Source organism: Streptomyces tyrfis (assembly GCF_037034285.1).
GTDB lineage: Bacteria > Actinomycetota > Actinomycetes > Streptomycetales > Streptomycetaceae > Streptomyces.
This window is the reverse complement of the sequence record NZ_JBAGJZ010000023.1, coordinates 1-22,919: the sequence shown is the minus strand read 5'-3', so window position 1 is coordinate 22,919 and position 22,919 is coordinate 1. Positions and strand designations below refer to the sequence as shown.

General features: G+C 72.6%; 16 protein-coding genes. 6 read left to right on the top strand and 10 right to left on the bottom strand.

The genetic code is table 11. From position 1 onward, the window contains the following. Positions 1–36: 36 nt before the first annotated feature. Together WA762_RS18935 and WA762_RS18930 are read right to left on the bottom strand one after the other, a co-directional pair. Positions 37–549 carry a DsbA family protein gene (locus WA762_RS18935; RefSeq protein WP_335937048.1) on the bottom strand — a complete coding sequence of 171 codons (513 nt, stop codon included), beginning with the start codon at positions 547–549 and terminating at the stop codon, positions 37–39. Positions 550–608: 59 nt separating this feature from the next. After that, a complete protein-coding gene (locus tag WA762_RS18930; RefSeq protein WP_335937047.1) occupies positions 609–1,067 on the bottom strand; it encodes a helix-turn-helix domain-containing protein in 459 nt (152 codons plus the stop codon). Between the two features lie 171 nt (positions 1,068–1,238). Between WA762_RS18930 and WA762_RS18925 the strand changes: the two genes are divergently transcribed. Together WA762_RS18925 and WA762_RS18920 are read left to right on the top strand one after the other, a co-directional pair. Beyond that, complete coding sequence (locus WA762_RS18925) at positions 1,239–2,540, top strand: MFS transporter (protein WP_335937046.1); 1,302 nt, start codon at positions 1,239–1,241, stop codon at positions 2,538–2,540. A gap of 184 nt (positions 2,541–2,724) precedes the next feature. Continuing rightward, a complete protein-coding gene (locus WA762_RS18920; RefSeq protein ID WP_335937045.1) occupies positions 2,725–3,840 on the top strand; it encodes an ADP-ribosylglycohydrolase family protein in 1,116 nt (371 codons plus the stop codon). 180 nt (positions 3,841–4,020) lie between these two features. Here the strand turns inward: WA762_RS18920 and WA762_RS18915 are convergent, their stop codons facing one another. Continuing rightward, on the bottom strand, positions 4,021–4,803 hold the full coding sequence (locus WA762_RS18915; protein ID WP_335937044.1) for an SDR family oxidoreductase: 783 nt from the start codon (positions 4,801–4,803) through the stop codon (positions 4,021–4,023). 80 nt (positions 4,804–4,883) lie between these two features. Between WA762_RS18915 and WA762_RS18910 the strand changes: the two genes are divergently transcribed. Continuing rightward, a complete protein-coding gene (locus WA762_RS18910) occupies positions 4,884–5,723 on the top strand; it encodes a hypothetical protein (RefSeq protein WP_335937043.1) in 840 nt (279 codons plus the stop codon). Between the two features lie 246 nt (positions 5,724–5,969). Here the strand turns inward: WA762_RS18910 and WA762_RS18905 are convergent, their stop codons facing one another. The 3 genes from WA762_RS18905 to WA762_RS18895 form a co-directional block, all read right to left on the bottom strand. Then, positions 5,970–6,176: a DUF397 domain-containing protein gene (locus WA762_RS18905; protein WP_335937042.1), complete on the bottom strand. Its 207-nt coding sequence runs from the start codon at positions 6,174–6,176 to the stop codon at positions 5,970–5,972. A 240-nt stretch (positions 6,177–6,416) separates the two neighbouring features. Beyond that, positions 6,417–7,286 carry a helix-turn-helix domain-containing protein gene (locus tag WA762_RS18900; RefSeq protein WP_335937041.1) on the bottom strand — a complete coding sequence of 290 codons (870 nt, stop codon included), beginning with the start codon at positions 7,284–7,286 and terminating at the stop codon, positions 6,417–6,419. 552 nt (positions 7,287–7,838) lie between these two features. Continuing rightward, on the bottom strand, positions 7,839–8,555 hold the full coding sequence (locus WA762_RS18895; protein WP_335937040.1) for a GOLPH3/VPS74 family protein: 717 nt from the start codon (positions 8,553–8,555) through the stop codon (positions 7,839–7,841). 180 nt (positions 8,556–8,735) lie between these two features. Between WA762_RS18895 and WA762_RS18890 the strand changes: the two genes are divergently transcribed. Together WA762_RS18890 and WA762_RS18885 are read left to right on the top strand one after the other, a co-directional pair. Continuing rightward, positions 8,736–11,360, top strand: coding sequence for a serine hydrolase (locus WA762_RS18890; protein ID WP_335937039.1), 2,625 nt, complete (start codon positions 8,736–8,738; stop codon positions 11,358–11,360). Positions 11,361–11,762: 402 nt separating this feature from the next. Next, on the top strand, positions 11,763–13,613 hold the full coding sequence (locus WA762_RS18885; protein ID WP_443080630.1) for an MFS transporter: 1,851 nt from the start codon (positions 11,763–11,765) through the stop codon (positions 13,611–13,613). A gap of 205 nt (positions 13,614–13,818) precedes the next feature. On the opposite strand, the gene WA762_RS18880 is transcribed toward WA762_RS18885, so the two are convergent. Both WA762_RS18880 and WA762_RS18875 read right to left on the bottom strand, forming a co-directional pair. Continuing rightward, positions 13,819–16,920, bottom strand: a complete 3,102-nt coding sequence (locus tag WA762_RS18880; RefSeq protein ID WP_335937038.1) for an NACHT N-terminal Helical domain 1-containing protein — start codon at positions 16,918–16,920, stop codon at positions 13,819–13,821. Between the two features lie 247 nt (positions 16,921–17,167). After that, positions 17,168–19,255, bottom strand: a complete 2,088-nt coding sequence (locus WA762_RS18875; RefSeq protein ID WP_335937037.1) for a restriction endonuclease — start codon at positions 19,253–19,255, stop codon at positions 17,168–17,170. An 893-nt stretch (positions 19,256–20,148) separates the two neighbouring features. Here WA762_RS18875 and WA762_RS18870 point away from each other — a divergent pair. After that, complete coding sequence (locus WA762_RS18870; protein WP_335937136.1) at positions 20,149–20,631, top strand: DUF5994 family protein; 483 nt, start codon at positions 20,149–20,151, stop codon at positions 20,629–20,631. 89 nt (positions 20,632–20,720) lie between these two features. On the opposite strand, the gene WA762_RS18865 is transcribed toward WA762_RS18870, so the two are convergent. Both WA762_RS18865 and WA762_RS18860 read right to left on the bottom strand, forming a co-directional pair. Further along, positions 20,721–21,914, bottom strand: a complete 1,194-nt coding sequence (locus WA762_RS18865; protein ID WP_335937036.1) for a PP2C family protein-serine/threonine phosphatase — start codon at positions 21,912–21,914, stop codon at positions 20,721–20,723. Positions 21,915–22,048: 134 nt separating this feature from the next. Then, complete coding sequence (locus WA762_RS18860; RefSeq protein WP_335937035.1) at positions 22,049–22,387, bottom strand: DUF5994 family protein; 339 nt, start codon at positions 22,385–22,387, stop codon at positions 22,049–22,051. Between the last annotated feature and the right edge of the window lie 532 nt (positions 22,388–22,919).

The following is a 22,919-nucleotide window of genomic DNA, read 5'->3' as shown; positions in this document are numbered from 1 at the left end:
GCCGTCTGGTGAGGCCGGTGCGGGGCGGGTGCGGGGTCAGGCCCGGAGACCCCGGTCCTGGCTCCGGCTGTGGTCCCGGCCCTCGTCCCGGTCCTGGTCCCGGCCCCGCTGCCCGGCCCGGGACTGGGCCAGGGCCCTCCGCAGCCGGTCGGCCCCGGGCAGCCCGCTGGGGCCCGAGCCGTCCGGGTCCCGGTACAGCCGGCAGGCGAGCCCCGGAGCGTGGCCTGGCTCCGCGAAGGGGTCGCGGCCGTCGATCAGGAAGGTGGGGGAGCCGGTGAACGCGACCGCCTCGGCCTCCGCCCGGTCCGCGATCACCCGCGTGGAGAAGTCGGTGTCCCGCAGCCCCATGCCGTCGAGCACCTGACGCAGCAGCTCGGCCGCGGGGCCGGTGTTCGGGCAGTCCGGCACGACCAGGATCTCGATGTCCACGCCCTCGCCGTTCCCGCCGCCGACGCCCGTCCCCCCGGCGTCCGCACCCTCGACACCCATGCGCCCGTCGTTCCCGCGCCCGTCGTTCCCGCGCCCGTCGTTCCTGGCCCCGTCGTCCATGCCTCCAGCATCGCGCATCCCCCACTGGGGCGGGGCGGAACCAGGCGCGGGTCCGGCGGTCAGCGGTCCCCGTCCGACCGGGACGACGGGAGGAAGTCCGTGACGTGCGGGGTCCCGCTCAGCGCCGCGTCGACCCGGCCCCGGATGTAGCCGCCGGTCTCGGGACACGTCAGCGCGTTGTCCGTCCGGCAGTTGAGCATGTGGGAGAGGACGGCGACGGCACGGTCGAGCTTCTCGATCCGCCGTGCCATCGCGTCCCGCTGGGCGGCGATGAGCCCCAGCCGGTCCGCGAGCTTCTCGCTGTCGACGATCGCGCTCGTCTCCGCGAGCGTGAGCATGCCGTCGTCGTGCCAGAGCTGTACATAGGCGAGCCGTGCCAGGTCCTCGCGGGTGTAGTACCGGACGCGCCCCCGGCGCACGCTGTGCCGGACGAGCCCGCGCTCCTCGTAGAACCGGAGCGCCGCGACCGTCAGCCCGAACGCCTCCGCGACCTCGCTGATCGAGTACAGATCCTTCACGGGCGCCTCCCGCGGCTGCCTAGGACCGGTCCGCCTTGGCCTTCCGGCCCGTCCCAACCATCCGGCCCGGCCTGCGGCTTCCGGCCCGGCCTGCGGCTTCCGTCGAACTTGCGCTCAAGTTTACTTGAGCGTGGAGGGTGGAGGGGCAGCCCCGATCCCAGGAAGGTTCCCGTGTCCGTTCCCCCGCCGGCGTCCAGCCGCCCCGCCCCGTCGCAGCCCCGGCCGCGCCCCTCGTCCCGGCCCGGGGACCCGTCTCCGAACCCGTCGTACGCGGGGGAGCCGTCGCCCCGGGGGACGGCCTCGGCCGTGGTCCTGGTGACCGGATTCGTCCTGCTCAGCCTGAACACCCGGGTGGCGTTCGGGCAGCTCGGCCCGCTCGCCCCGGTCGCGGGCTTCGGGACCGGGACGGTGACCCTGCTCGGACTGCTGCCCCCGCTCTGCATGGGGGTGTTCGCGCCGCTGGCCCCGGTGGTGCGGCGTCGGCTGGGCGAGGAACGCGGCCTATTCGCGGCCAGCGTCCTGCTGCTCGCCGGGACGGTCGTCCGGATGCTGGGGCTGCCCGGCCTGTTCGTCGGCACCGTGATCGTCAGCATGGCCACGGCGGTCGTGAACGTACTCGTACCGGTCTTCGTCCGCAGCCGTTTCAGCCATCGGCGGGTCGGCGTGATGATGGGGGTCTACGCCCTGTCGATGGGCGCCGGTTCGGCGCTGATCGCCGCGCTGATGGTGCCGGTGTGGCAGGCGAGCGGCCACTCCTGGGAGACGGCCATCGGCCTCGCCGTGGTCCCCGCCGCCCTCGCCGCGCTCGGCATCGCACCGCAGCTGCGGACGCCCGCCGGGCCCCGTGGAACGGGCCCCGGGGCCGGAACCCCGGGGGCACGGCCGCGGCCCGTGGCCCGCGAGAACGTCCTGCGCACGGCCCTGGCCTGGAGTCTGCTGGCGTTCTTCGGCCTCCAGACGCTGCTCTTCTACACCACGCTCGCCTGGCTGCCCGCGATCCTCGTCGACGCCGGCGCCTCGGAGGCGACGGCCGGGAACATGCAGTCGCTGTTCATCGTCGGCGTCGCCGTCGGCGGCTTCACCGTCCCGGTGCTGGCCGCCGCCCGGGCCGACCAGCGCCCGCACATCGCGGGTCTCGTCCTGGTCTGCGCGGCCGGCTACGCCGGCCTGCTGGCCGCCCCCGCTGCGGTCCCCGCCGTCTGGGCGCTGATCCTCGGCGCCGGCCTCGGCGGCGGCCAGGCCCTGGCCGGGGTCCTCTACGTCAAGCGGGGCCGGGACCACGACCACGTGGCGGCCCTGTCCGGCGCCGCGCAGACCGGCGGCTACCTGCTGGCCGCCACGGGCCCCGCGGCCGCGTCCCTCCTCCACACGGCGACCGGAGCATGGACCGCACCCCTCGTCGCCGCCGTGGCCGTGCTCGCGCTCAGCCTCCTGACCGGCCTCCGCGCGGGCCACGACCACCGCACCACCTGACGCCGGCGGGCCTCGGCAAGCCCTCGAAGGGCCCCCGAAGACGCGTCCCGCGGGTCAAAAGCGACCTGCGGGACGTCCGTCCACATAACCACGCGTACCCCGGACAGGCCCCCTCTGCCCGCCGTTCCCGTTCTATTACAGTGCTGCGCAGTCACAGGCGGGCGGCCCGACGGGGAGGGGCACTGTGAGCACAGGGACCGCGGCTGTGTGGGGCCGTGCCGAGCAGCAGGACTTCCGCAGCCGGGTCCGTGGCGCGTTGTTGGGCGGGGCCCTGGGGGACGCGCTGGGGGCCGGGGTCCACGCGCTCTCGCTAGAGGAGATACGCGCGGCCCACGGCGTCGACGCCGTCACCGACTTCGTGCCCGCGCACGGCGGGCGCGGCACCGTCACCGCCGTCACTCAGCTCAGCCTGTTCACCGTCGACGGGCTGATACGGGCCCAGGTGCGGCGCGACGTCGGGGCCTGGCACCCGCCCACGGACGTGCACCGGGCCCATCGGCGGTGGGCGGCCACCCAGTACGACTGGGGGCCCGACGAGCGGCGCGAGGACAACGGCTGGCTCGCCCGGGAGGAGTGGCTGTACGACCGGCGCGACCCGGCCCGCACCTGCCTCACCGGCCTGGGCGACGCCGTCATGGGCACCCTCGACCAGCCCAAGAACCCCGCCGCGCGGGACTCGGCCGCCCTCACCCGGTCCGCGCCGTTCGGGCTGCTCGTCGGCTGGGAACCGCAGCTCGTCCTGCAACTGGCCGTCGAATGCGCCGCCCAGACCCACGGCCACCCCGCCGCCCTGCTCTCCGCGGGCGCGCTCGCCGTCGTCGTGCACGGGCTGGTCCGCGGCGAGACCCTGGACGGCTCCGTCCAGCACGCCCTGGCGCTGCTCGCGGAACGGCCCGGGCACGAACCCGTCACCGAGGCGCTGCGACGGGCCCTCGGCACCGTGCGCCAGGGCATACCGGGCCCGGCCCTGATCGAGTCGCTGGGGGCCACGGACACCGCCGAGGACGTGCTCGCCGTCGCCGTGTACTGCGCCCTGGTCAGCGAGGACATCCGGCACGGACTGCGGCTGGCCGTCAGCCACGGCGGCCCCTCCGCGGCCACGGGATCGCTCTGCGGGGCGCTGCTGGGCGCACTGCACGGCGAGACCGCGCTGCCGCCCGCCTGGCTCGCCGAACTGGAGGGCCGGCCCACCGTGCTGGAGCTCGCCGACGACTTCGCGATGGAGATGACCCAGGGGCCCGCCCTGCACAGCCCGTCCGCCGCCGCCCGGGGCTGGCTGATCCGCTACCCGCGCGTCTGAGCCGGTACCCGCGCCCGCCCCGCGCCGGAGTCGTCGCGCAGCGCGTGTCCGAGCCGGCGTCCGTCCGCACGCGCGCCCGCTGTCCGCGCCCCTGCTGTCCGCGCGCCCGCGCCGCGACCGTCTCGCTGTCCGCGTCCGCGCCCGTTTCGCTGTCCGCGTCCGCGACCGTTCCCGCTCCCCTTACCGCATCAGCTCGCCGGCGTTGACCAGCAGTGACTGCCCGGTGATCGCCCGCGCCCGGTCGGACGCCAGGAAGACGGCCGCGTCCGCGACATCGCCGTCCGTCGCGAGGTCCGGCAGGGCCATGGGGCCCGTGAGCCGGTCCAGCACCTCGGCCTCGGACACGCCCTCGGAGCGGGCCGTGAACTCCACGTACGCCCGCACCGGAGGGCCCCACATCCAGCCGGGCTGAACCGTGTTCACCCGGATCCGGTGCGGGCCGAACTCGCGTGCCATGGAGTACATCGCCGACGTCAGCGCCCCCTTCGACGCCGCGTACGCGGTCTGCCGCACCCGGGTCGGGGCGGCCACCGACGACTGCGTGCCGATGACGACGACCGAGCCGCCCCGCTCCTTGAGGCCGGGCAGGCAGGCGCGGGTCATCCGCAGCGTGCCGAGCAGATTGACGTCGAGGACCGACCGCCAGGCGTCGAAGTCGGCGTCCTCGACCCCGCCGAAGTGGTCGTCCCGCGCCGCCACATGGATCACCGCGTCGAGCCGTCCGAACCGCTCCAGCGCCAGCCCGGCGAGCGCATCGCACTGGGCCTCGTCCGTGATGTCGGCGACCCGGTGGGCGGTGCGCCGGCCCTCCGGGTCGATCTCCGCCGCCGACGCGGCGAGATGCGCACCGGTGCGTGCCCCGAGCACCGCGTTGCCGCCGTCCCGTACCACCGCCGCCGCGACCCGGTGCCCGAGCCCGGCGCCCACACCGGACACCACGACGGTCCTCCCCGTGAGCGGCATCCTCGGCCTCCCGGATCTGGCAGATGTTCTGACGGAGCGTCAGAGTAGGGCTCTCTGGCGGAGTACGGAAGGGAAACGGCATGAGTGACGAGACGCGCAGCGAGACCTACGCCGAACTGGCCGCACTGGGCCCGTACGAAGTCCGTCCCGGGCACGCGCTGATCACACTGGTCGAACCGCACCCGGGCCATGAGCGCGCGTACAACCGCTGGTACGAGGACGACCACTACTACGCGGGCGCGATGGCGATGCCCTGGATGTTCGCGGGCCGCCGCTGGGTCGCCACCCGGGACCTCCGGGAGCTGCGCTACCCGGAGAGGTCCGCCGTCGCCCGGCCGGTCGGCGCCGGGTGCTATCTGTCGACGTACTGGGTGACGGAGGGGCGCTACGACGATCACATGCGGTGGACCGTCGGGATCAACAAGCGGCTGAACCGGGACGGCCGGGTCCACCACGAACGGACCCATGTCTTCACGTCGTTCCAGGACCACGAGGCGACCGTCTACCGCGACGGCGCCGCGGGCCCGCGTGACGTCCACGCGCTCGACCACCCCTACCGGGGGCTCGTCCTCCAGGTCATCGACGCCGAACAGCCGGAAATGCGCGGGGAGTTGCTGGATTGGCTGCGCTCGTGCCATCTGCCGGACCGGCTGGAGGGCTCACCGGCGGCGATGGTGACCGTCTTCCGTCCCACACCGCTGCCGGGCGACCGCATGAGCTATGTGAAGCAGGTCGAGGGACTCGACACCCGGCTGACCTTGTTGTGGTTCCTCCAGGAGGACCCGCGGAAGTGCTGGGACGGGCACTTCACCGGACTCGACACCGCCGTCGGTCGATCCGGGCTGGGGAGGGTGGAGTTGGTGGCGCCCTTCGTCCCGACCGTGCCCGGCACGGACCTGTATGTCGAGCAGCTCCGCTGACGGCCGGCCGACCGAGCGGCTGGGCGGCGGGCCGAGCGCCTGGCCGGGCGACAGGCCGGGCGACAGGCCGGGCCCGGGCCCCGGGGCGGTCCCCGGCCGCCCGGGCCCCGTCAGCCGCCTGGCCGTCCTGCCCGTGCCGGCTGCCCCGTGGGGCGGTGGGCCCTCTCGGCCAGGACGGCGACCGGTCGAGAGGGCTGCCGGCAGCACCGGTCCCGGTGCTGCGAGGCGGGCTTCGGACGGCATCGGTCAGGCGTCGACCAAGCCCTCGCCGAGGTCACGTACGAAGGTGTTCCACGCGGCGGGAACGAACGTGATCGAAGGGCCCTCGGGAGCCTTCGAGTCGCGGACGGAGATGCTCCGCGCGAAAGGCGACCTGACCTCGACGCAGGCGCCGTTGCCCCCGGAATACGAGGACTTCGTCCACTTGTCCGTAGCACCCTGACGAATAGCCATGTTCACTCCGGTTGAGAGAGGCGTGTAAAGGACACCGACCGTGTTCCGAATGAAATCGGCGACGTTCCGGTTGGCGTGATCGACGCTACTCGGCAAGTTCTGGGAGCGAAGGGGGCGTTCACTCGACCTAGTGGTCTAGGCCGGTAAGGTCTTCCCCTGTGGGGCGGCGGCGGTGTACCTTGCCGCCGCCGCCCTGAGAAAACGCCTCATTTCCAGCATCACGGACTTCTTGGGTCGAGGTCAGACGTCTGTGCGCCTGGCGTATTCCTTAGCGATCTCGCCGATGAAAATGCGGCTCTGTTCCACATTCAGCGCCTGCGCCCTCAGGTGTTCGTACATGACGCTGTACCGCTGTACGTCCTGGGCCTTCTCCAGGTACAGGTCGCTGGTGACGCCCTCGATATAGACGACGCTGGAATCCGCGGCGTCCGGGAATTCCAGAATGGCGTACTGGCCGTTGATTCCGGGATGGGCGCCCATGTCGAACGGCAGCACCTGCACGGTGACGTGCGGCAGACGCGACAGCTCGACCAGCTGTTCCAGCTGCTCGATCATCACCTGTCTGCCGCCGACCGTGCGGCGCAGCGCGGACTCGTCGATCACCGCCCATAGTCGCAGGGGCTGCTCGGGCGCGGTGATCCGGTCCTGGCGGCGGGCCCGGACGGTGACGCGCTTCTCGATGTCGCCGGGCGGGGCCTCGGGCAGCGCCCCGTTGATCAGCGACTCGGCGTACCCTCGCGTCTGCAACAGGCCCGGGACCACCTGGGGTTCGTACACCCGCAGTGACGCGGCGTCGGTCTCCAGGCCGATGTAGACGCTGTACGGGATGTCGCCGAAGGCGTGCCACCAGCCCTGCTGGCGCGAGTCCTTGGCCATCTCCATGAGGGATTCGACCATACGGTGGTCCTGGACCTCGTACACGCCGCAGAGGTCGCGCACGTCGCGCTGGCTGATGGAGCGGCGGCCGTTCTCCAGGCGGCTGATCTTCGACTGGGAGACCAGCAGGCGATCGGCCACCTCCTCGGCCGTCATGCCCTTGAGCTCGCGCAATCGGCGCAATTCCTGGCCCAGTCGGCGTCGCCTGACGGTGGGATTGACGTTGGACGGCACGGAAACGGCACCTCCGGCTATGTAGCTGTGCGTATCTACTGCTGAGCAGATTGCCACCCGCTGGTGGGGGTGCGCTGGGAAATGGACACACACGAGTGCGCGGGGCAGCCGAGGTTGACGGCTGCCCCGCGCGTGCGGTGCGGCTCCCGGACCGGCTCCTGGGGGGTGTCGGTGCGGCGGTGTGGGGTTGTCGACGTGTCGGTGCCGAGGTTGACGATGCCGTGGTGCGGTGCAGCGCGGTGGTGCAGTGCGATGTGGTGCGGTGTCGGTGATGCGGTGATGCGGTGTGGTGGTGCGGTGTTCGGGGGCGTTGTGCCGGGTTGCCGCTCAGGGGTGTCGCGCCGGGGCGTGGCCCCGGTGCGGTGCGGTACGGCGCCCCCGGGGTGCGACGGGATGTGTCGGCCCGGTGCGGTGCGTCGAGGTCGTGCGTCGGTGCGCTGCGCCGGTGGGTGCACCGGTGTGGTGCGGTGGAAACGGTGGTGCGGCGCGGCGCGGGCGGATCGGGTGGTTCCGGGTGATGCGTCGGCGCGCGCTGCCGGCGCCGGAACGGCCCTAACGGGCCGCGGTGTGCGCCATGCCGCGGCGGCGCGACTGCGCTTGCGGTTGCAACGGTGTGCCGCCCGTCTGGCTGCGGCGTGGTTGCGCGACCGCCCCGTTCTGAACGTCCATCACGGCATGCGCCACGAGTCCGCCCATCGGGTCGTGCCTGATCAGGTCCCGGAGCCTGGAGCGCGATGAACGCCCCTCGTTCCCCGGGTACAGGTGCTTGCCGAGTCCGACCGCATGGGCCAGCGCGGCGAGTGCCGCGGTCCGCGGATCCGGCGGTACGCCGGTGCGGATCGCGCTGTCCAGCCGGGTCCTGATGTCCCGGCTGATCGCCGTGTCCGTCGCCTGATAGCGAGTCGTCGGCAGTACTCCGCACATCTGGCCCGCGACGGCATGCACCATGCCGCACCGCTCCAGATGAGCGAGGTAGATCTGACGGAGCCCCAGCCGGGGCCCGCCGATCCAGTGGACCGCCCGAACCGCGCTGCCGCGTCGGCGCAGCAGCTCCAGTGCGGAGTCCAGAGTCGGATCTCCTGTCGGCCGTGGCATCACCACGGCGATACGATCCCCGTCAGGGGCTATCCGTCCTGCCAGAGCCAGCTCCACTAGCTGAGCTCCGGCGAGGCCGAGGTCGAGCGACTGCGGCTGCGCTGTGGTACCCGTGGCCGGGTCCAGAGCGAGCAACAGAAGCTCCTCCGGAATTGTTCTGCGGCTCCTGCCCATCCATGCCTCCCCGCGTGGATGAATGACAGGGTGACCCCTCTCACATTGGTCTGTCGAGAGTGCCTGGGGGCTTTGTGCGGGAACCAGTAGGTATGTCGTTCTCGTCTAGCAGCCGGGGCCGGTGGTTCACACAGGACACTGGTAGATGGTTCGGACAGCGCGGGGGATGCCCCGCGCCGCATGGAGGAGGCATCGGTGGCGGGCGAGTCCCCCGACAGGTCGAAGCAGCGGAAGTCGTCGGGGACGGCGCGGAGCGAGAGTGATCCGAGGCTCGCCGTCTTCCGTGAGGAGCCCGCCGAGAACGAGCGGGCCGGCGGCACGGACACCGCGACGGCCGTCTTCGGCACCGGGCGCTCCGGCGACGGTGACGGCGACGCCGACGGCGGGAGCGCCGGGGAGGCCGGCAGCGTCGGCAACGGAAAGGCGGACACGGCGACGGCGGTCTTCCGCACGCCGTCGTCGGCGCGTGCCGAGGGGGCGGAGGACGCCGAGGAGGCGACGGGTACCGGAAGTTCGGGGGAGGCCGGGCGCTCGGGGGACGTCGAGGGCTCGGGGAGCGCGGAGGACTCCGGGAGCTCCGAGGGCTCCGAGGACGCCCGCGGTTCTCGGGCTCCCGGTGACTCCGAAGGGCGCGACGGTTCCCGGGCCTCGGAGGGCGCGCAGGCCGCTCGGGGCTCCCGGGGGGCGGAAGAGGCCGCGGAGGGCGCGGCGGGGGCGTCAGGGGCGTCGCAGGCGTCCGGGACGCCGCGGGCCGGTGATGACGGTGACGACAGCGGCCGTGATGACGGTTCCGACGGTGACGCCGACGCCGACGCCGGTGACGCCGAGCCGGGCGAGGCGCCGAAGAGCGACGCCGGGGACGCGGGTGTGCCCGCGAAGGGCGACGCGCCGGAGGCGGACCGTACGGACGGCGCCGACGCGGTCGGCGGCTCCGACGAGTCGGACGAGTCCGACGTCGACGCGGCCGGGGAAGACCGGGCCGCCGCGAAGGACGCGGAGCCCGGCGCGACCGGGGGCGCCGAGGCGGCGGGTGACTCCGAGGCTCTCGCCGACACCGACAAGGCCGACAGGGCCGACAGGGCCGACAGGGCCGATGGGCCCGACGGGCCCGACGGGCCCGACGAGGACGCTGACAAGGCCGCCGAGAAGGGCAAGGACGCCGACGGGTCCGACGAGGACGCCGCGAAGGGCGTCGCCGCGACCGGCAAGGCCGACCAGGGCGACGAGCGCGGGGGCGACCAGCCGACCGCCGTCTTCCGGTCTCCCGCGCCCAAGATCGACCAGCCGACGACCGCGCTGAAGATCACTTCGCCCCCGGAGAAGCCGGCGTCGGCCTCGGAGCCGACGCCCGAATCCGCCGCCGAGCGGACCAGCAAGTTCGTACCGCTGCGCCAGGACGACGTACGCCCGTCGCCGAAGCCGGACGCCGCGCCCGGAAAGCCCGCCGGCTCCGTGGCCGCGCCCGCGGCGCCGGCGTTCGCCACCGCCGAGCGGACGACGCAGCAGCCGATGCCGCCGAAGCCGCCGCTCGACCTGCTGGCCGAGCTGACGAACACGCCCCCGCCGCCGGACACGCCGGTCCGCGTCGCCGTCCGCCGGGTCAAGATCTGGACGCCGCTGGTTCTGCTCGTGCTGATCATCTTTGCGATCGTGCAGATGGTGCGCCCGCTGCCGGACCCCGAGCTGGGGCTGTCGGTGGATCCGGCCTACATCTTCAAGGGCGAGCCTCTGAAGCTCGACTGGCCGTCGCAGGGCGGGTCCGCGGTGAGCGTGGACGGTGTCGGCTCGATGGGCAGCTCCGGGGCGCAGAAGCCCGCGCCCATCGCCAGTGTCGCCAAGGTCATGACGGCGTACGTGATCCTCAAGGAACACCCCATCTCCGGCAAGGAGGAGGGGGAGAAGATCACCGTCGACCAGCAGGCCGAGGACGAGTCGAAGCGTGAGGACGAGTCGACGGCGCCGATCACCAAGGGCCAGCAGTTCACCCAGAAGCAGATGCTCCAGCTGCTGATGATCCCCTCGGGCAACAACGCGGCACGGCTCTTCGCCCGCTGGGACTCCCCGTCCGAGAAGGAGTTCGTGGCGAAGATGAACGCCGCGGCCAAGGACCTCGGCATGACGAACACCACGTACACCGACCCGAGCGGCCTCGACAAGTCCACCGTCTCCACCGCCGAGGACCAGATCAAGCTGGCCCGGGCGGTCATGCAGAACGATGTGTTCCGGGAGATCGTCGACACCCCGCAGATAAAGATCCCGGGCATCGACCAGGTGATCTACAACAACAACACGATCCTGCTGGAGCCGGGTGTCAGCGGCATCAAGACCGGCTCGTCCACCCCGGCGGGCGGCAACCTGCTCTGGTCCGCGAACACCGTCGTCGACGGCCAGAAGCTCTGGATCTACGGCGCCGTCATGGGGCAGCAGGCGGGCACCGGCCAGCCGTACGACAGCCTCGTCATGTCGCTGGAGAACAGCCTCAAGGTGATCAAGGGCGCTCAGAAGGCCGTCACCTCCGCGCAGGTGGTGAAGAAGGGTGACGTCGTCGGCTACGTGGACGACGGACTCGGCGGACGCACCCCGGTGGTCGCGACCCGCGATCTGAAGGCGAAGGGCTGGTCGGGGCTCAAGGTCGAGCTCTCCGTCTCGGACAACGGCAAGGCGATCCCGCACAGCGCGGCGGCCGGCACCGTGGTCGGCGCGGTGACCGTGGGCAGCGGACCCGGCAAGGTCAGCGCCCCGGTGGCGCTCAAGGAGGAGCTGAAGTCCCCGGGCTTCGGCCAGAAGCTGACCCGCCTCGGCTGACGACCCGCCTGGGCCGGCCGCCACCGTACCCACCCGTCACGGGCCCTCCGTACACGCCCCACACGCCCCCACAGGCCCGTGACACCCGCCCGTGCCCCGGCAGCGCGAACCCCGCGCCGTCGGGGCACGGGCATGCGGGGCGGGCACTCGGCGGCGGGTACACGCGTGCGCCGCATCGGGGTCGGCATCCGGCGTGCGGGGCGGAGTGCGGCGCGGGGTTCCGCCGGTCCGGGAAACCCCCAGGGCCGGGTGAAACGCCCCGTGCTAGCGTCCCCCAAGCAACGTGGGGGCAGAGAGACGCGTCTTCCGGTAATGACGCCCGCGCAGTGGATCATCGGTTCCGACGTGTCCGGGTGAGGACGGGAGAGAGACGCAGTGACCGCTGCTGAGCCCACGCGGGCGATGCGCATGACAGCGCGTGCGGACTCGGCCGGGGATTCCGCGCGGTTCGCCGCGCCGGAGGACGGGAGCCGGGCGGGCCGCTTCATGGGGCGCCGGGGTCGTTTCTCAGCGTGGTGCCACCGTCACCCCGTGCTGCTGACGACGGTGGTCGCCGCGGCCGCCCATGTGCTGTGGTTCCTCTTCTTCGCGAACAGCGGAGGCGACCTCGCGGCGCAGGACGCCTGGGCCGAGTTCGTCGGCCGACACCCCGGTACGGCGTACAACCTGGCCTGGTACGGGGGCATGCACCCCGTCTCGTACAGCGTGGTCTCGCCGTATCTGATGTCGGTGCTCGGCGTGCGCACCACGATGATGGTCGCCGGGACGGTGTCGGCGGCGCTGACCGCGTTGATCCTGGTCCGGGTCCGGGCCGTGCGCAATCCGCTGGCCTGCTCGTTCGCGGGCGTCTTCGCGTATCTGTGCAACGCGCTCTCCGGGCGGGTGACGTTCGGGCTCGGCATGATGTTCGCGGTCGGCGCGGTCGCCGCCGTGTTCTGCTGGCCGCGCCTCCGCTGCGCGCACCGGGACTCCGGGGAGAGCTGCCGCTGCGTCTCCCGCAGGCGCTGGGCGAAGGCCGCCGTCGCCGCCCCGCTCGCCGGGCTCGCGACCGCGAGCAGCCCCGTGGCCGGGCTCTTCCTGGGCGTGGTCGCGGCGGCGCTCTTCCTGAACAAGCGGCGCCCGGGGGCGTACGCGCTGGGGCTCGCGCCTGTCGTGGTGGTGGCGCTGTCGGCGTTGCTGTTCCCGTTCTCCGGTACGCAGCCGATGTCGCTGGGGACGGTGTCGATGCCGTTCCTCTTCGCCGCGCTGATCGTCGTCCTCGTACCGCGCGACTGGAAGACGGTCCGCACGGCGGCCGCCGTCTACGGGGTCGGCACGGTGCTCACCTACCTGATCGACTCGCAGATCGGGTCGAATGTCACGCGCATGGCGATGCTGTTCGCCGGTGTGGCGCTGCTCGCCGCGCTGCCGTACGCCAGGCCGCGTTCGCTGCGCTGGTACGCGCTGGTGCTCGCGTTCGTCGGGATGAACGCCTGGATCGGGTTCAAGAGCGCGGACGACATCGTCCGGACCGCCCCCGAGGCCTCCTGGACGCGCGAACTCGCGCCGCTGGTCCACCAGCTCCAGAGCGTCGGCGCGGAACGCGGCAGGGTCGAGGTCGTGCCCGCGAGGAGCCACCGGGAGGCGTCCGCGCTCGCGCCGTACGTGAACCTGGCCCGGGGCTGGAACCGGCAGGCGGACCTGGAGCGCAACCCGCTCTTCTACGACGACACCCTGAACAGCGCCAACTACCGGCAGTGGCTCGACCGCTGGGCCGTGCACTACGTGGTGCTGCCGAAGGGCGCCCCGGACGCCAGCGGGGCGGTGCAGGAGGCCGAGCTGGTCGACGCGGGGCTGCCGTATCTGAAGCGGATCTGGTCGGACGCCAACTGGCGGCTGTTCGCGGTCGAGGACCCGGTGCCGCTGGCCGATCCGCCGGCCACGGTCGAGCGGGCCGGCGCCGGTGAGCTGACCATCCATGTGAAGACGCCCGGCCGGATCCTGATCCGCGTGCCGTACTCGCGCTGGCTCGCCCTGGTCGACGACAAGGGCAAGAGCGTCGAGCGCCCGCAGGAGACCGAGGAGTCCAAGCGCCGCCCGGACCAGAGCACCCCCCGGACCTTCGCCAACACCAACGGCTGCCTGCTCAAGGTCGAGGAGGACACGGAGGGCGACGAGTGGACGGAACTGCTCGCGCCGAAGCCGGGCGTGTACCGGCTGGCCGCGCCCTACCAGCTGTCGCCGGGCACGCCGTGCCCGGAAGAGCTGCGCTGAGCTGCGCTGAGCGGGGCGGGCCAGGGCGGGGCGCGGGGGCGCGGGCGCGGGCAGGGACGGGGGCGCGGGCGAGTCCGGGCGGCTGCCGCGCCCGTTTCAGCCTGTACGGGACGCGCTGGGCCGCACCGCGTAGGGTCTGGCCCATGGCGCTGACGGGCAGGCGGCATGAGCCGGGCAGCACGGCTTGTCCCGCCCGCCGGGCCCGTCAGCCGACCACGGTGTGCACGCCCGGGAGGTCCAGGCCGGTGATCGGGGCGCCGTCGGGGGCGCGGCAGTCGGAGAGGGACAGATGGGTCAGCCTCTCGAATCGTGCGAAGGCGTGCGGTTCAGGGGGCACGACGCAGCAGTGCAGACTCAGCACGGCCAGTGCGGGCGGGGCGCTCCCGAGTGACGCGAGCCAGGCGTTCACGTCGTAGTAGTCGAGGTACAGGGTGGTGAGACGGGTCATCCCCGCGAGCTCGTCGAAGCCGGGCGCTGCGCGGCCTGCGGACAGCACCAGGTGCAGGGTGTCCAGGCCGGGCAGGGCGGCCAGCGGGCTCAGGTCGGTCTCCGCGCCGACGCGGGACAGGCTGATGAAGCGGAGGCCGGACAGCGGACGGAGGGCGTCCAGCGCCAGGTCGCCGTGGAGCGGGAGCGCCAGAGAGCACAGCTCCGTCAGTTCTCCCAGCACCGAGGCCCCTCTCACCTGCCCGTCGCCGTAGACCATGAACCGCTTCAGGCCGGGGTGGTGCCGGAGAACGGTGAGGTCGGCGGCCTCGCGCAGGTCATGGACGATCAGTTCCTCCAGCGGCGGGAGTTCGCCGAGGAACCCGAGCCCTCGTACCGAGTGGCTGATCTGGACGCTTCCCAGCGAACGCAACCGGCCCGCCGCGCGCAGCTGGCCGGAGTGGGTGAGCGTCACCTGACGTCCCGTCAACGACAGCCGTGACAGCACCGCGTCGACATAGACGTCCGCGTCGAAGTAGGCCCAGGCGTTGATGAGTTCCTGGATCACGTCGTCCCGTTCGTCCCCCACGTATCCCGCCAGCAGCCCCAACGCCTCCTCGCCCCCGATCAGCGCCACCGTGCGCACCGTCTGGGCCGCGGCCTTCTCGGTCAGCTCGCCCAGCGAGCGGGGCAGCCGGCGCAGCAGGCCGGGGCCCACCGCGGCCAGGGCGGGGGGATCGGTCCTCCGCCGGGCCGGGAGCAGCGCGGTCACGGCCTCGTCCAGCCGGTTCGCCAGCTCCTCCGACACCGATGGCAGGGTCTCCTGGCAGGCTGCCGCCAGCAGCCGGAGGGTGCGGGCGTGCCGGGGTTCCGCCTCGGCGCGGTCGAGGATGCCGTTCAGCAGCTCCTCCCGCTGACGGGTGTGGGCGTGACCCGCCGTCATGATGATCGTCTCGCGCCACAGGTCCAGATGCGCCCGGCCGATCAGGTTGCCGATGCGGTCCTCCTGGGCGGCCTCCTCGGCCGCGAGGTACTCCTGGAAGGTGCGGTGGACGAAGTCCAGGCGCGCCTCGGCGGGGGACCGGAGGATCCCGGAGCGGTGCCGCAACTGCTCCAGCACCTGGCCGCCGTCCAGTCCGTCCAGGTGGCGGATCGTCCGCAGCTTCGCCGTGACGTACCCGGTCGCCCGCTCCAGGTCGATCTCGCTGCGGTTGTTGTCCGACAGCCGCCACGCGAGGTCCCGCAGGATGACGAGTTTGTCGCCGAGGCCGAGCTTGCTGTCCACCGCGCTCGGCACGTTCCGGTCCGCGTCCCGGTCGTGGACCAGGGTGTGCAGGGCATGGCGGTACAACTCCATACGGTCCCTGGGGAGTTGGCGACCCCGGTTCAGGTGCATCGCGCACAGCATGGCCGCCAGCAGCGGCGTGCCCGCCAGCGACTGGAGGTGCGCGCGCTCCTTGAGGCCGGCGAGGAGGGACTGCTCGTACCGCGGTATCTCGTCCACCGGGCAGGGGAGTTCGTCGCCCAGTTCCCGTACGGCCTGGTGCCACTGCCGTACGAACGCCGCCAGGTCCGACGGGGTCATCCGGTCCACATGGAGGGCGGTGAAGTCCTCGCCGCGCAGCCAGTCCGCGCCGGCCGCCGCCGGGCGCGAGGTGACGATCACCCGGACGTCGGCGTACTGCCCGAGCAGCCTGCGCAGCCAGTCCCGTACCGTACGGCGCTCCCGTTCGAGGAGTTCGTCCACGCCGTCGATCATCAGCAGCACCCGGCCGCCGTCGAGCTGGCGTTCCATCCAGCCCCGGGGCATGATCCCGGCGATGTGCCCGGCGATCCCGTCGAGCATCGCCTCCGGGGCCGGCGGCGTGCGGCCGCTGTACTCCCGCAGCTTGACGAGGACGGGGGTGAGGCCGTTCCATTCGGCCAGGTCGCCGGTGAACGCGCCGCGCGCCGCCATGACGGCCAGCCAGCGCAGCAGGGTCGTCTTGCCCGAGCCGGCCTCGCCGCGCAGCAGCACCCGGGACGCGCCGCTCAGCGCGTTCTCGACGCCCATGCCGGAGCCCTCGCCCCCGCCGCCCTCCTCCCAGTAGCTCATGTCGGGCCTGAGCGCGGGCAGGGCGCGCGCGGCGCGCCGGCGCTGCCCGTCGTCGCCGCCGGCCCGCAGACTGACGTAGGCGACCGACAGCCGCACCCGGGGCGCGGTCGCCCGGTCGGACGTACGGCGGAACAGCTCCACCTCGTCGAGGTCCCGGCTGACCAGCTCCAGGTACGTACGGCGGAACGCCGTGTCCTGGTCCGTGCCGTCCGGCGCGAACAGCGAACGGTCCGGGAGGCGTTCCAGCACGCGCGCCACCTCGATGCCCAACGTGGCCGTGCGCGCCAGCAGTTCGGAGGCGGCCCGTTCCTCGAAGACCGGCAGGCTGCGGACGACGCGGACGTAGTACTCGACGCACTCGGCGAAGAGCACCTCGTACAGCCGGCTCTCGACCTCGCCCAGCCCGACCGGCGCGCTCACGGACTCCGTGATGCGGCGGACGAGTTCGGCCGGGCGGGCGTCGGCGGCGAGGAGGGCCTCGTCGGAGAGGTCCGCGCGGACGAACGTGTCGGCCACGGCGTCGATCACGGCTCGGCGTCCGCCCTCGTCCAGCCGCTGGAACGCGTGCTTGAGATACGGTTCCAGCCGGTCGAACACGGCGTTGGTGATCTGCTCGAACTGCTGCCGGACCTCGCGCCGGAGCCGCATGCCGGGCACCCGTACGCGGATCAACTCCTCCATGGGCAAGGCGCGTTCCTGATCCCGCCGCCTGCCGCCCAGCCACCACTGGCCCGCCGCGTTCGCCACGGTCGTGCCCAGCCGCAGCGCCGCCGTCTCCGCGATCACCGGACCCCCTCCTTCGCGCCGACCGCCCCGGGCATTGTGGCACCCGCCGCCCGGGGCGGGCCTCGTCGACAGGTCTCGTCGTCGGGCGGCCTTGTCGGCGGGCCACGGCAGCGGACGGCCTTGTCGGGGCCTCGCCGACGGGCTTCGTCGTCGGGCGGGCCTCCCGCCGGCGGGGGCCGGCCGGGGCCGTCGGGCCACCTCGACCTCGACGGGCGGGCCTCCCGCCGACGGGTGCCCGGCTCGCCCGTCAGGCCACCTCGATGCCGTACTCCTGGATCAGTTCCTCCAGGCCGCCCCGGTACCCCTTGCCGCCGATGACGAAGTCCCAGTCGCCGTTGGGGCGTCGCCGGAACGAGCCGAGCACCAGCGCGGTCTCGCCGGGCCGGCCGTCGGAGACCTCCAGCCGGTCCAGCAGGGCGCCCCCGGAGTCCAGCAGCCGGATGCCCGCCGCGGTGAACCCCGACAGGTCCGCCGCGGGATTGACCTCGGGGTCGATCGCCGCGACGACGACCAGGCGGTCGGCCCGCTCCGGGAGCGCGTCGAAGGACACCCGGATGGCGGCCCTGTCCGGTGCGGCGGGCGGCAGCGCGCGGACCGAACCGTCGGGCGTCCGTGGGTTGTTGAAGAAGACGAAGTGGTCGTCGTCCAGGACCCTGTTGCCGTGGCAGACCAGCGCGCACACGTCGAGCGCGACGCCGCCCGTCCAGTACATGCCCAGCACGTTGTGGTCGTCGGCCCCGTTCGCGGGCGCGTCGTCCGGGGCCGAGCGCGGCGCCGGCACCGCGCGCTCGCCGTCGCCCAGCCGGCCGCGCAGCCCGTGGCGGCGGAGCAGGTCGACGAGATCGGGGCCCGAGACCAGTTCCAGCGGCTTCCCGTCGGCGAAGGCGTGCGAGCCGGGGCCGAACCCGGACGTCGTGACCAGGACGCCCTTGTTGGCGCCGGCGTCCTGCACGGTGCCGTACAGATCGCGGACCGCGGTCGGCGGCACGGTGTTCCGGTAGCGCTTGACCTGCACGACGATCTTCCCGCCGCGGATCGGGGCCGGGTCCAGGGCGTCGACGTCCACGCCGCCGTCATTGGAACGCTGGGTCGTCACGGCCTGCATGCCCATGGCCCGGAAGAGCTGCGCGACCAGGTCCTCGAAGGCGATGGGGTCCATCGCGTACAGGTCCGGCTCCTCGTCCCCGCCATGCGTGACGACGCCGTCGCCGATGTCCTCGGGAACCCGCATCGGCCGCACCGTCGCACACTGGTCCGGGCGCGCGGACAGCCGGCCCCCGAGCCCGTCCACCAGGCAGTCGACGGCGCTCACCTGTTCCAGATGCAGTTCGGTGAACACGGAACGCGAGGCCATGACCGTGGCCAGGAACATCTGCGCCCGCCTGCCCGTCGCGGGATCGTGATCGTCCACGAACCCGTTCAGCGCGACCGACTCCAGCGCGCCGAACTGGTCCGCCGCGAAGAGGTCGTGCAGAACCAGCAGCAGGCACTGCGCGAGCACGTCCCGGTACAGGGCGCGCCGCTGGGTCACCGGCCGGGGCGTCTCCTTCTCCTGGTCGGCGGTGGGCATGTAGCGCACCGCCTTGGTCTCCGGGACGACGTCGTACTTCGGCAGCTCCCAGTTCAGTACGAGCTGGCGCGCGGCGGAGTCGTACGCGGCGGACACCTGACGGGGCAGGTCCTCGGGCCACGAGGCCGAGGCGTAGAGCGCGGCGGAGAAGTACTCCACCGCCGCCTCGGGATCGCCGCCGCGGAGCCCCGCCGTCATCTCCGCGATGCCGGCGTTGTGCCCGCGGATCTCCGCCAACTGGGCGTCGGCCCAATGCTGGTACTGGAGCTGGTACGCGGCCAGCTGCTCCCGGCGCCGGGCCTCCGCGGCCTGCGCCGCCTGCCAGTCCCGCTCGAACCGGCTCTGCGCCTCCGCCTGCGCCTGGGCCCGCCGCGAGGCCGTCCAGCCGCCGCCCTGCGGCTGGTACTGGTTCGGATCCGGCATGGGAACGGGGTGGGCCAGCTGCCCCGGGGAGAACGGCTCGACCCGCTCGGACCGGGCCAGCGCCTCGGCCCGGAACGCCGGGGCCCGGCACCCCGTCGCCAGCAGGCCCCGCAACGACTCGACCCGTGCGTCGAGCTCCTCGGTACGCCGCCGGGCCTCCGCCTCCCGCTGCTGCCGGTACGCGGCGCGCTGCTCCCGCTGACCGCGGGCCACCTCGCGCTCGTAGGCGCGTTGCTGCCGTTCCTGTTCCCGCTGGTACCTGGCTTGCGCCTCCAGCCGCCGTTGCTGCTGACGCTGCGCCTCGGCCCAGATGCCGACCAACCCATTCGAGCGACGACTCATGCTCTACAGGCCCTCCCCACCAGGCGCCCGGCGCCCCTGCGCCGAGTCCTGGCCCCATAACCAGTAGTGATGTGGCGACTCTAGTCGGCAACCACCGGCAGGCCCATCCGCTTGCCCCAGATGCCTGCTCCTCCCCGGAGTCCCCGGGAGCGGAAACGGGCCACCGAGGCGATGCGGCCGCCCGCGGCCCTGGGACCGGGAGCGTTCCCGGAGGGGCGCGCCGGGCCGCTCAGGCGGCCGGCGACGCGGCGTCGCCCCTGACGACGACCGGATGGCGCGCCGGGCCGGGGAGGCGGAGCAGCCGCTCCCCGGGGTCGCGGTCGTCCGCGGTTTCGGGGAGCGAGACATCCCTCGCCACGGAGGCCGCGGCCAGCCCTCCGAAGCGGACGGCCGCCCTCCTCCGCCGGTCGGGGAGCGCTTCGGGTTGCCCGCCGGCCCGCGGTGGTTCACGGCTGCGGCGAGATCTGCGGAAAGCGCGACGTCGGTGCCGAAGCCCCCACCGTTTGCCTGACGAAGCGGCGGAGCCCCGCCCCCGGACGAGGAGTCCGAGGCCGAACGAAACGCCTCCCCGGGAGAACCCCAGGCCAGAGTGGTAATGCGTTGTGCCCCCGGCAGGATTCGAACCTGCGACACCCGCTTCAGGAGTTCTCTCTGAGTAAGGCGCTGACCTGCGGAGACGTCGATTGTTGGGTGCCTGACCTGCGAAAACACCCCTCCTTGGTTCTCACATGTCCACGGGTTTTCGGCCTCGCCTCATGTGTGCCGAATCCGTTCTGGCCGGCGGCCCGGGACAGGGGGATTCTGCAAACATCGACGCGCGTGGCACGAGGAGTAGCGCGGAAAAGCGCGGCGAGTCCCGTGATCGCACCGATTCCCGAAGACGGGTGATCCTCATGACCGGCTCCGATGCACGGCCTGATTCCCGGCATCTGCCCAGTGGCGTCCACAAGGCCGTGCAGCCGGGGTGTGCGCTGCTCCGGCTGGAGACCACGGAGGCGCGCGAAGGCGTTCTCGACGGTGCGTGGTGGCCGCGGTCGCGCGACATCGGTGCCGAACTGCCCGCGCTGCTGAGCGCTCTCATCGGCCACCTCGGCCCCATTACGCGCGTCGGGCTGGACACCGCGGCCTGGGAAGGGCTCCCGACGCGGATCGTTGTCGAGGACCGGGTGGTGCGCGTCGACTCCTTTCCGGTGGGCGACGACACCGTCCTCATCACTCGCGGCGATAAAGACATCTTCTCGCTGCTGGTGGTTCCGCCGGACGCGGCCCCCGAGGCCGCCCGCGCCGCGATGGCTCAGGCCGTCCGGGCCGACAACGTCACCCTGGCGGAACAGATTCTCATCGACACCGGAAGCGTGCAGGTGCCGCCGGCCTGACGGGCGAGCCGTGGGCGGCGGAGCGCCACTGGACGACACCGGTGAGGCCACTGGACAACACTGGTGAGGTCAGCACGACATCGGTGAGGTCAGCCGCACCACTCCACCAGGAGCAGCGTCGCGTCGTCCGTGGTGTGTCCGCCCCGCGCCCGCTTGAGCGTGTGCGACAAGGAGCGCGCCACCGCCCGGACCCCGCGGCCGGTTCTCTCCAGCTGGTTCACCCAGTCGATCAACTGGCCCTCTCCGAACTGCTCTTCACCCATCGCGTGTTCCTCGATGAGTCCGTCGGTGAAGCAGAGGAGACGGTCCCCCAACTCCAGCTTCATCTCGCACATCTGCGGCTCCGGGCCGCCGAAGCCGACGGGGAGGGTCGTCGGACCGGTCAGCCGGAGGGCTACACGATGATCACGTACGAGCATCGGTGACGGGTGCCCGGCGTTGACCCACTGAAGATGTCCCGTCGTGGTGTCCAGCTGCAGCATCTGCGCGGTGACGAAGTGCTCGGGGCCGAACTGGTCCGCCACAGCGCGGTCCATGAAGTCGTAGATCTCCGGCAGCCCGGTGCCGGAGCGGCGGGCGTGGCGGTAGGCGCCGATGGCCACGGTGGCCATCGTGGCCGCGTCCAGGCCGTGGCCCATCGCGTCGATCATGGCCACGTGGAGGACGTCTCCGTTGAGGGCGTAGTCGAAGCTGTCCCCCGCCACGTCATAGGCGGGTTCCAGGATTCCGGCAACGGCGACCCGAGGCATGATCATCGCCAGCGGTGGCAGCAGGGACCACTGGATCTCCGCGGCGACGCTCATCGGTTCACCGCGTCGGACACCGAAGAAGAGGTCGGAGTAGCCGTGCTTGGTCACCAGTAGGCCGGCCACCAGGCCGGCGATCCTACGCAGTATGCGGCGGTCGTGGTCATCGACGCTGTCCAACGTCACCGCCATGACCCCGACCTGGTCGCCGCCGTCCAGCAGCGGCAGGTGGACCCGCACGCCGTCGTCTTCGGGCAGTTCGACGGGGTGAGCGTCGAGAAAGCAGCGGCCCGCCTCGGAGTCGTCGATCACCTGCGGCTCGCCGTCCGTGAGGCCGTCGCCGGGCAGGGGTACCAGCAGCAGTTGTCCGTAGTCCTGCAGCAGCACCTGCGGTCGGCGGCCCCCGAGCCGCTCCATTACGTCGGCGACCAAGGGCCCGATGAGATGGGGCGGCAGTTCATGCGCGCGATCGAGGACCTCGCCCAGCAGAGCCTCCCCGAAGCTCTCGGAGCGGTCCGCGCGCCGTCCGGTCGTCATCCACTCACCCGCCATGGGCCGGGCCGGTCAGGGCGGTGGGCTGGGACGACGCAGGGTCTGTCGGTGTCATCGCTCCGTCGAGGGGTCGTAGACGCCCGGGTCGGCCCGGGCACGTGGGCCCGACCGGGGACTGCTCACCTGAGTCCGGCTCCTCCTTCCGACTCCCATGTGTCCTGTCCGTCGGGGCCGCACTCGGCGAGTGCCAGCAGGCGCGGAGCCGACAGAGAGTTTCCGGGGTCGGCGGCCGTGTTCAGCAGCCCGGCAGCCGCTCCGGCCGGCTCGTCCGGCGGGATCACCAGCAGTTCCCAGCGTCCCACGGTGCCGCAGTCCACGGTGATGGCATGCGCCTCGGCGGCGCGGTCGGTCAGGACCACCTCGATCACATGGCCGGGCGCCATCACCTTCTGCGGGGCACCTGGCCAGGCGGCGGTGCCCACGGTGACGCGGGTGACGGTGCCGACGCTCGGATCCAAGGAGCTGACCAGCGACGGCAGCTCCAGTTCCAGTGTGTCTCAGCGCGGCCACCACGCTCCGTCCAGCGGACCGTGGCTGACATCCGGCGTGAGGCGCAGCCGGGGCAGGGGCATCCGGTAGGTGTGTCCGTCACCTGGGGGTGTGGCTGCGACGGGCTTGGTGATGGCGTCCATCGTGCGATCCCGTCCCGGGCGGCTTCCGGCTGCCCGTGTCTGTCGCTCGCCGGGATGGGCGCCGCCGTGGTCGTGCGCCCGAAGAACTCTCGGTACCTGTCAGGCTACTCCCGGCCGTGCCGGACGGCACGGCCCCGCGGCCACCGCACGGAGACATGTACGTACGGCCGACGGCGCGTGGTGTGACCGCTCGGTATGACCGTCGCTCATCGCCCCTCTGCCAGATCATCGGTGCGCCGGGGACAGCCCCTCGAAAGGCAGGACCAACACGCAGGGGGCGACAAAGGGCTGTCCCGTAATACCTGGCGGGCGTGCGACGACAGCTGCGGCGCCTCGCGGCGTTGTCGGAACGCCCGCA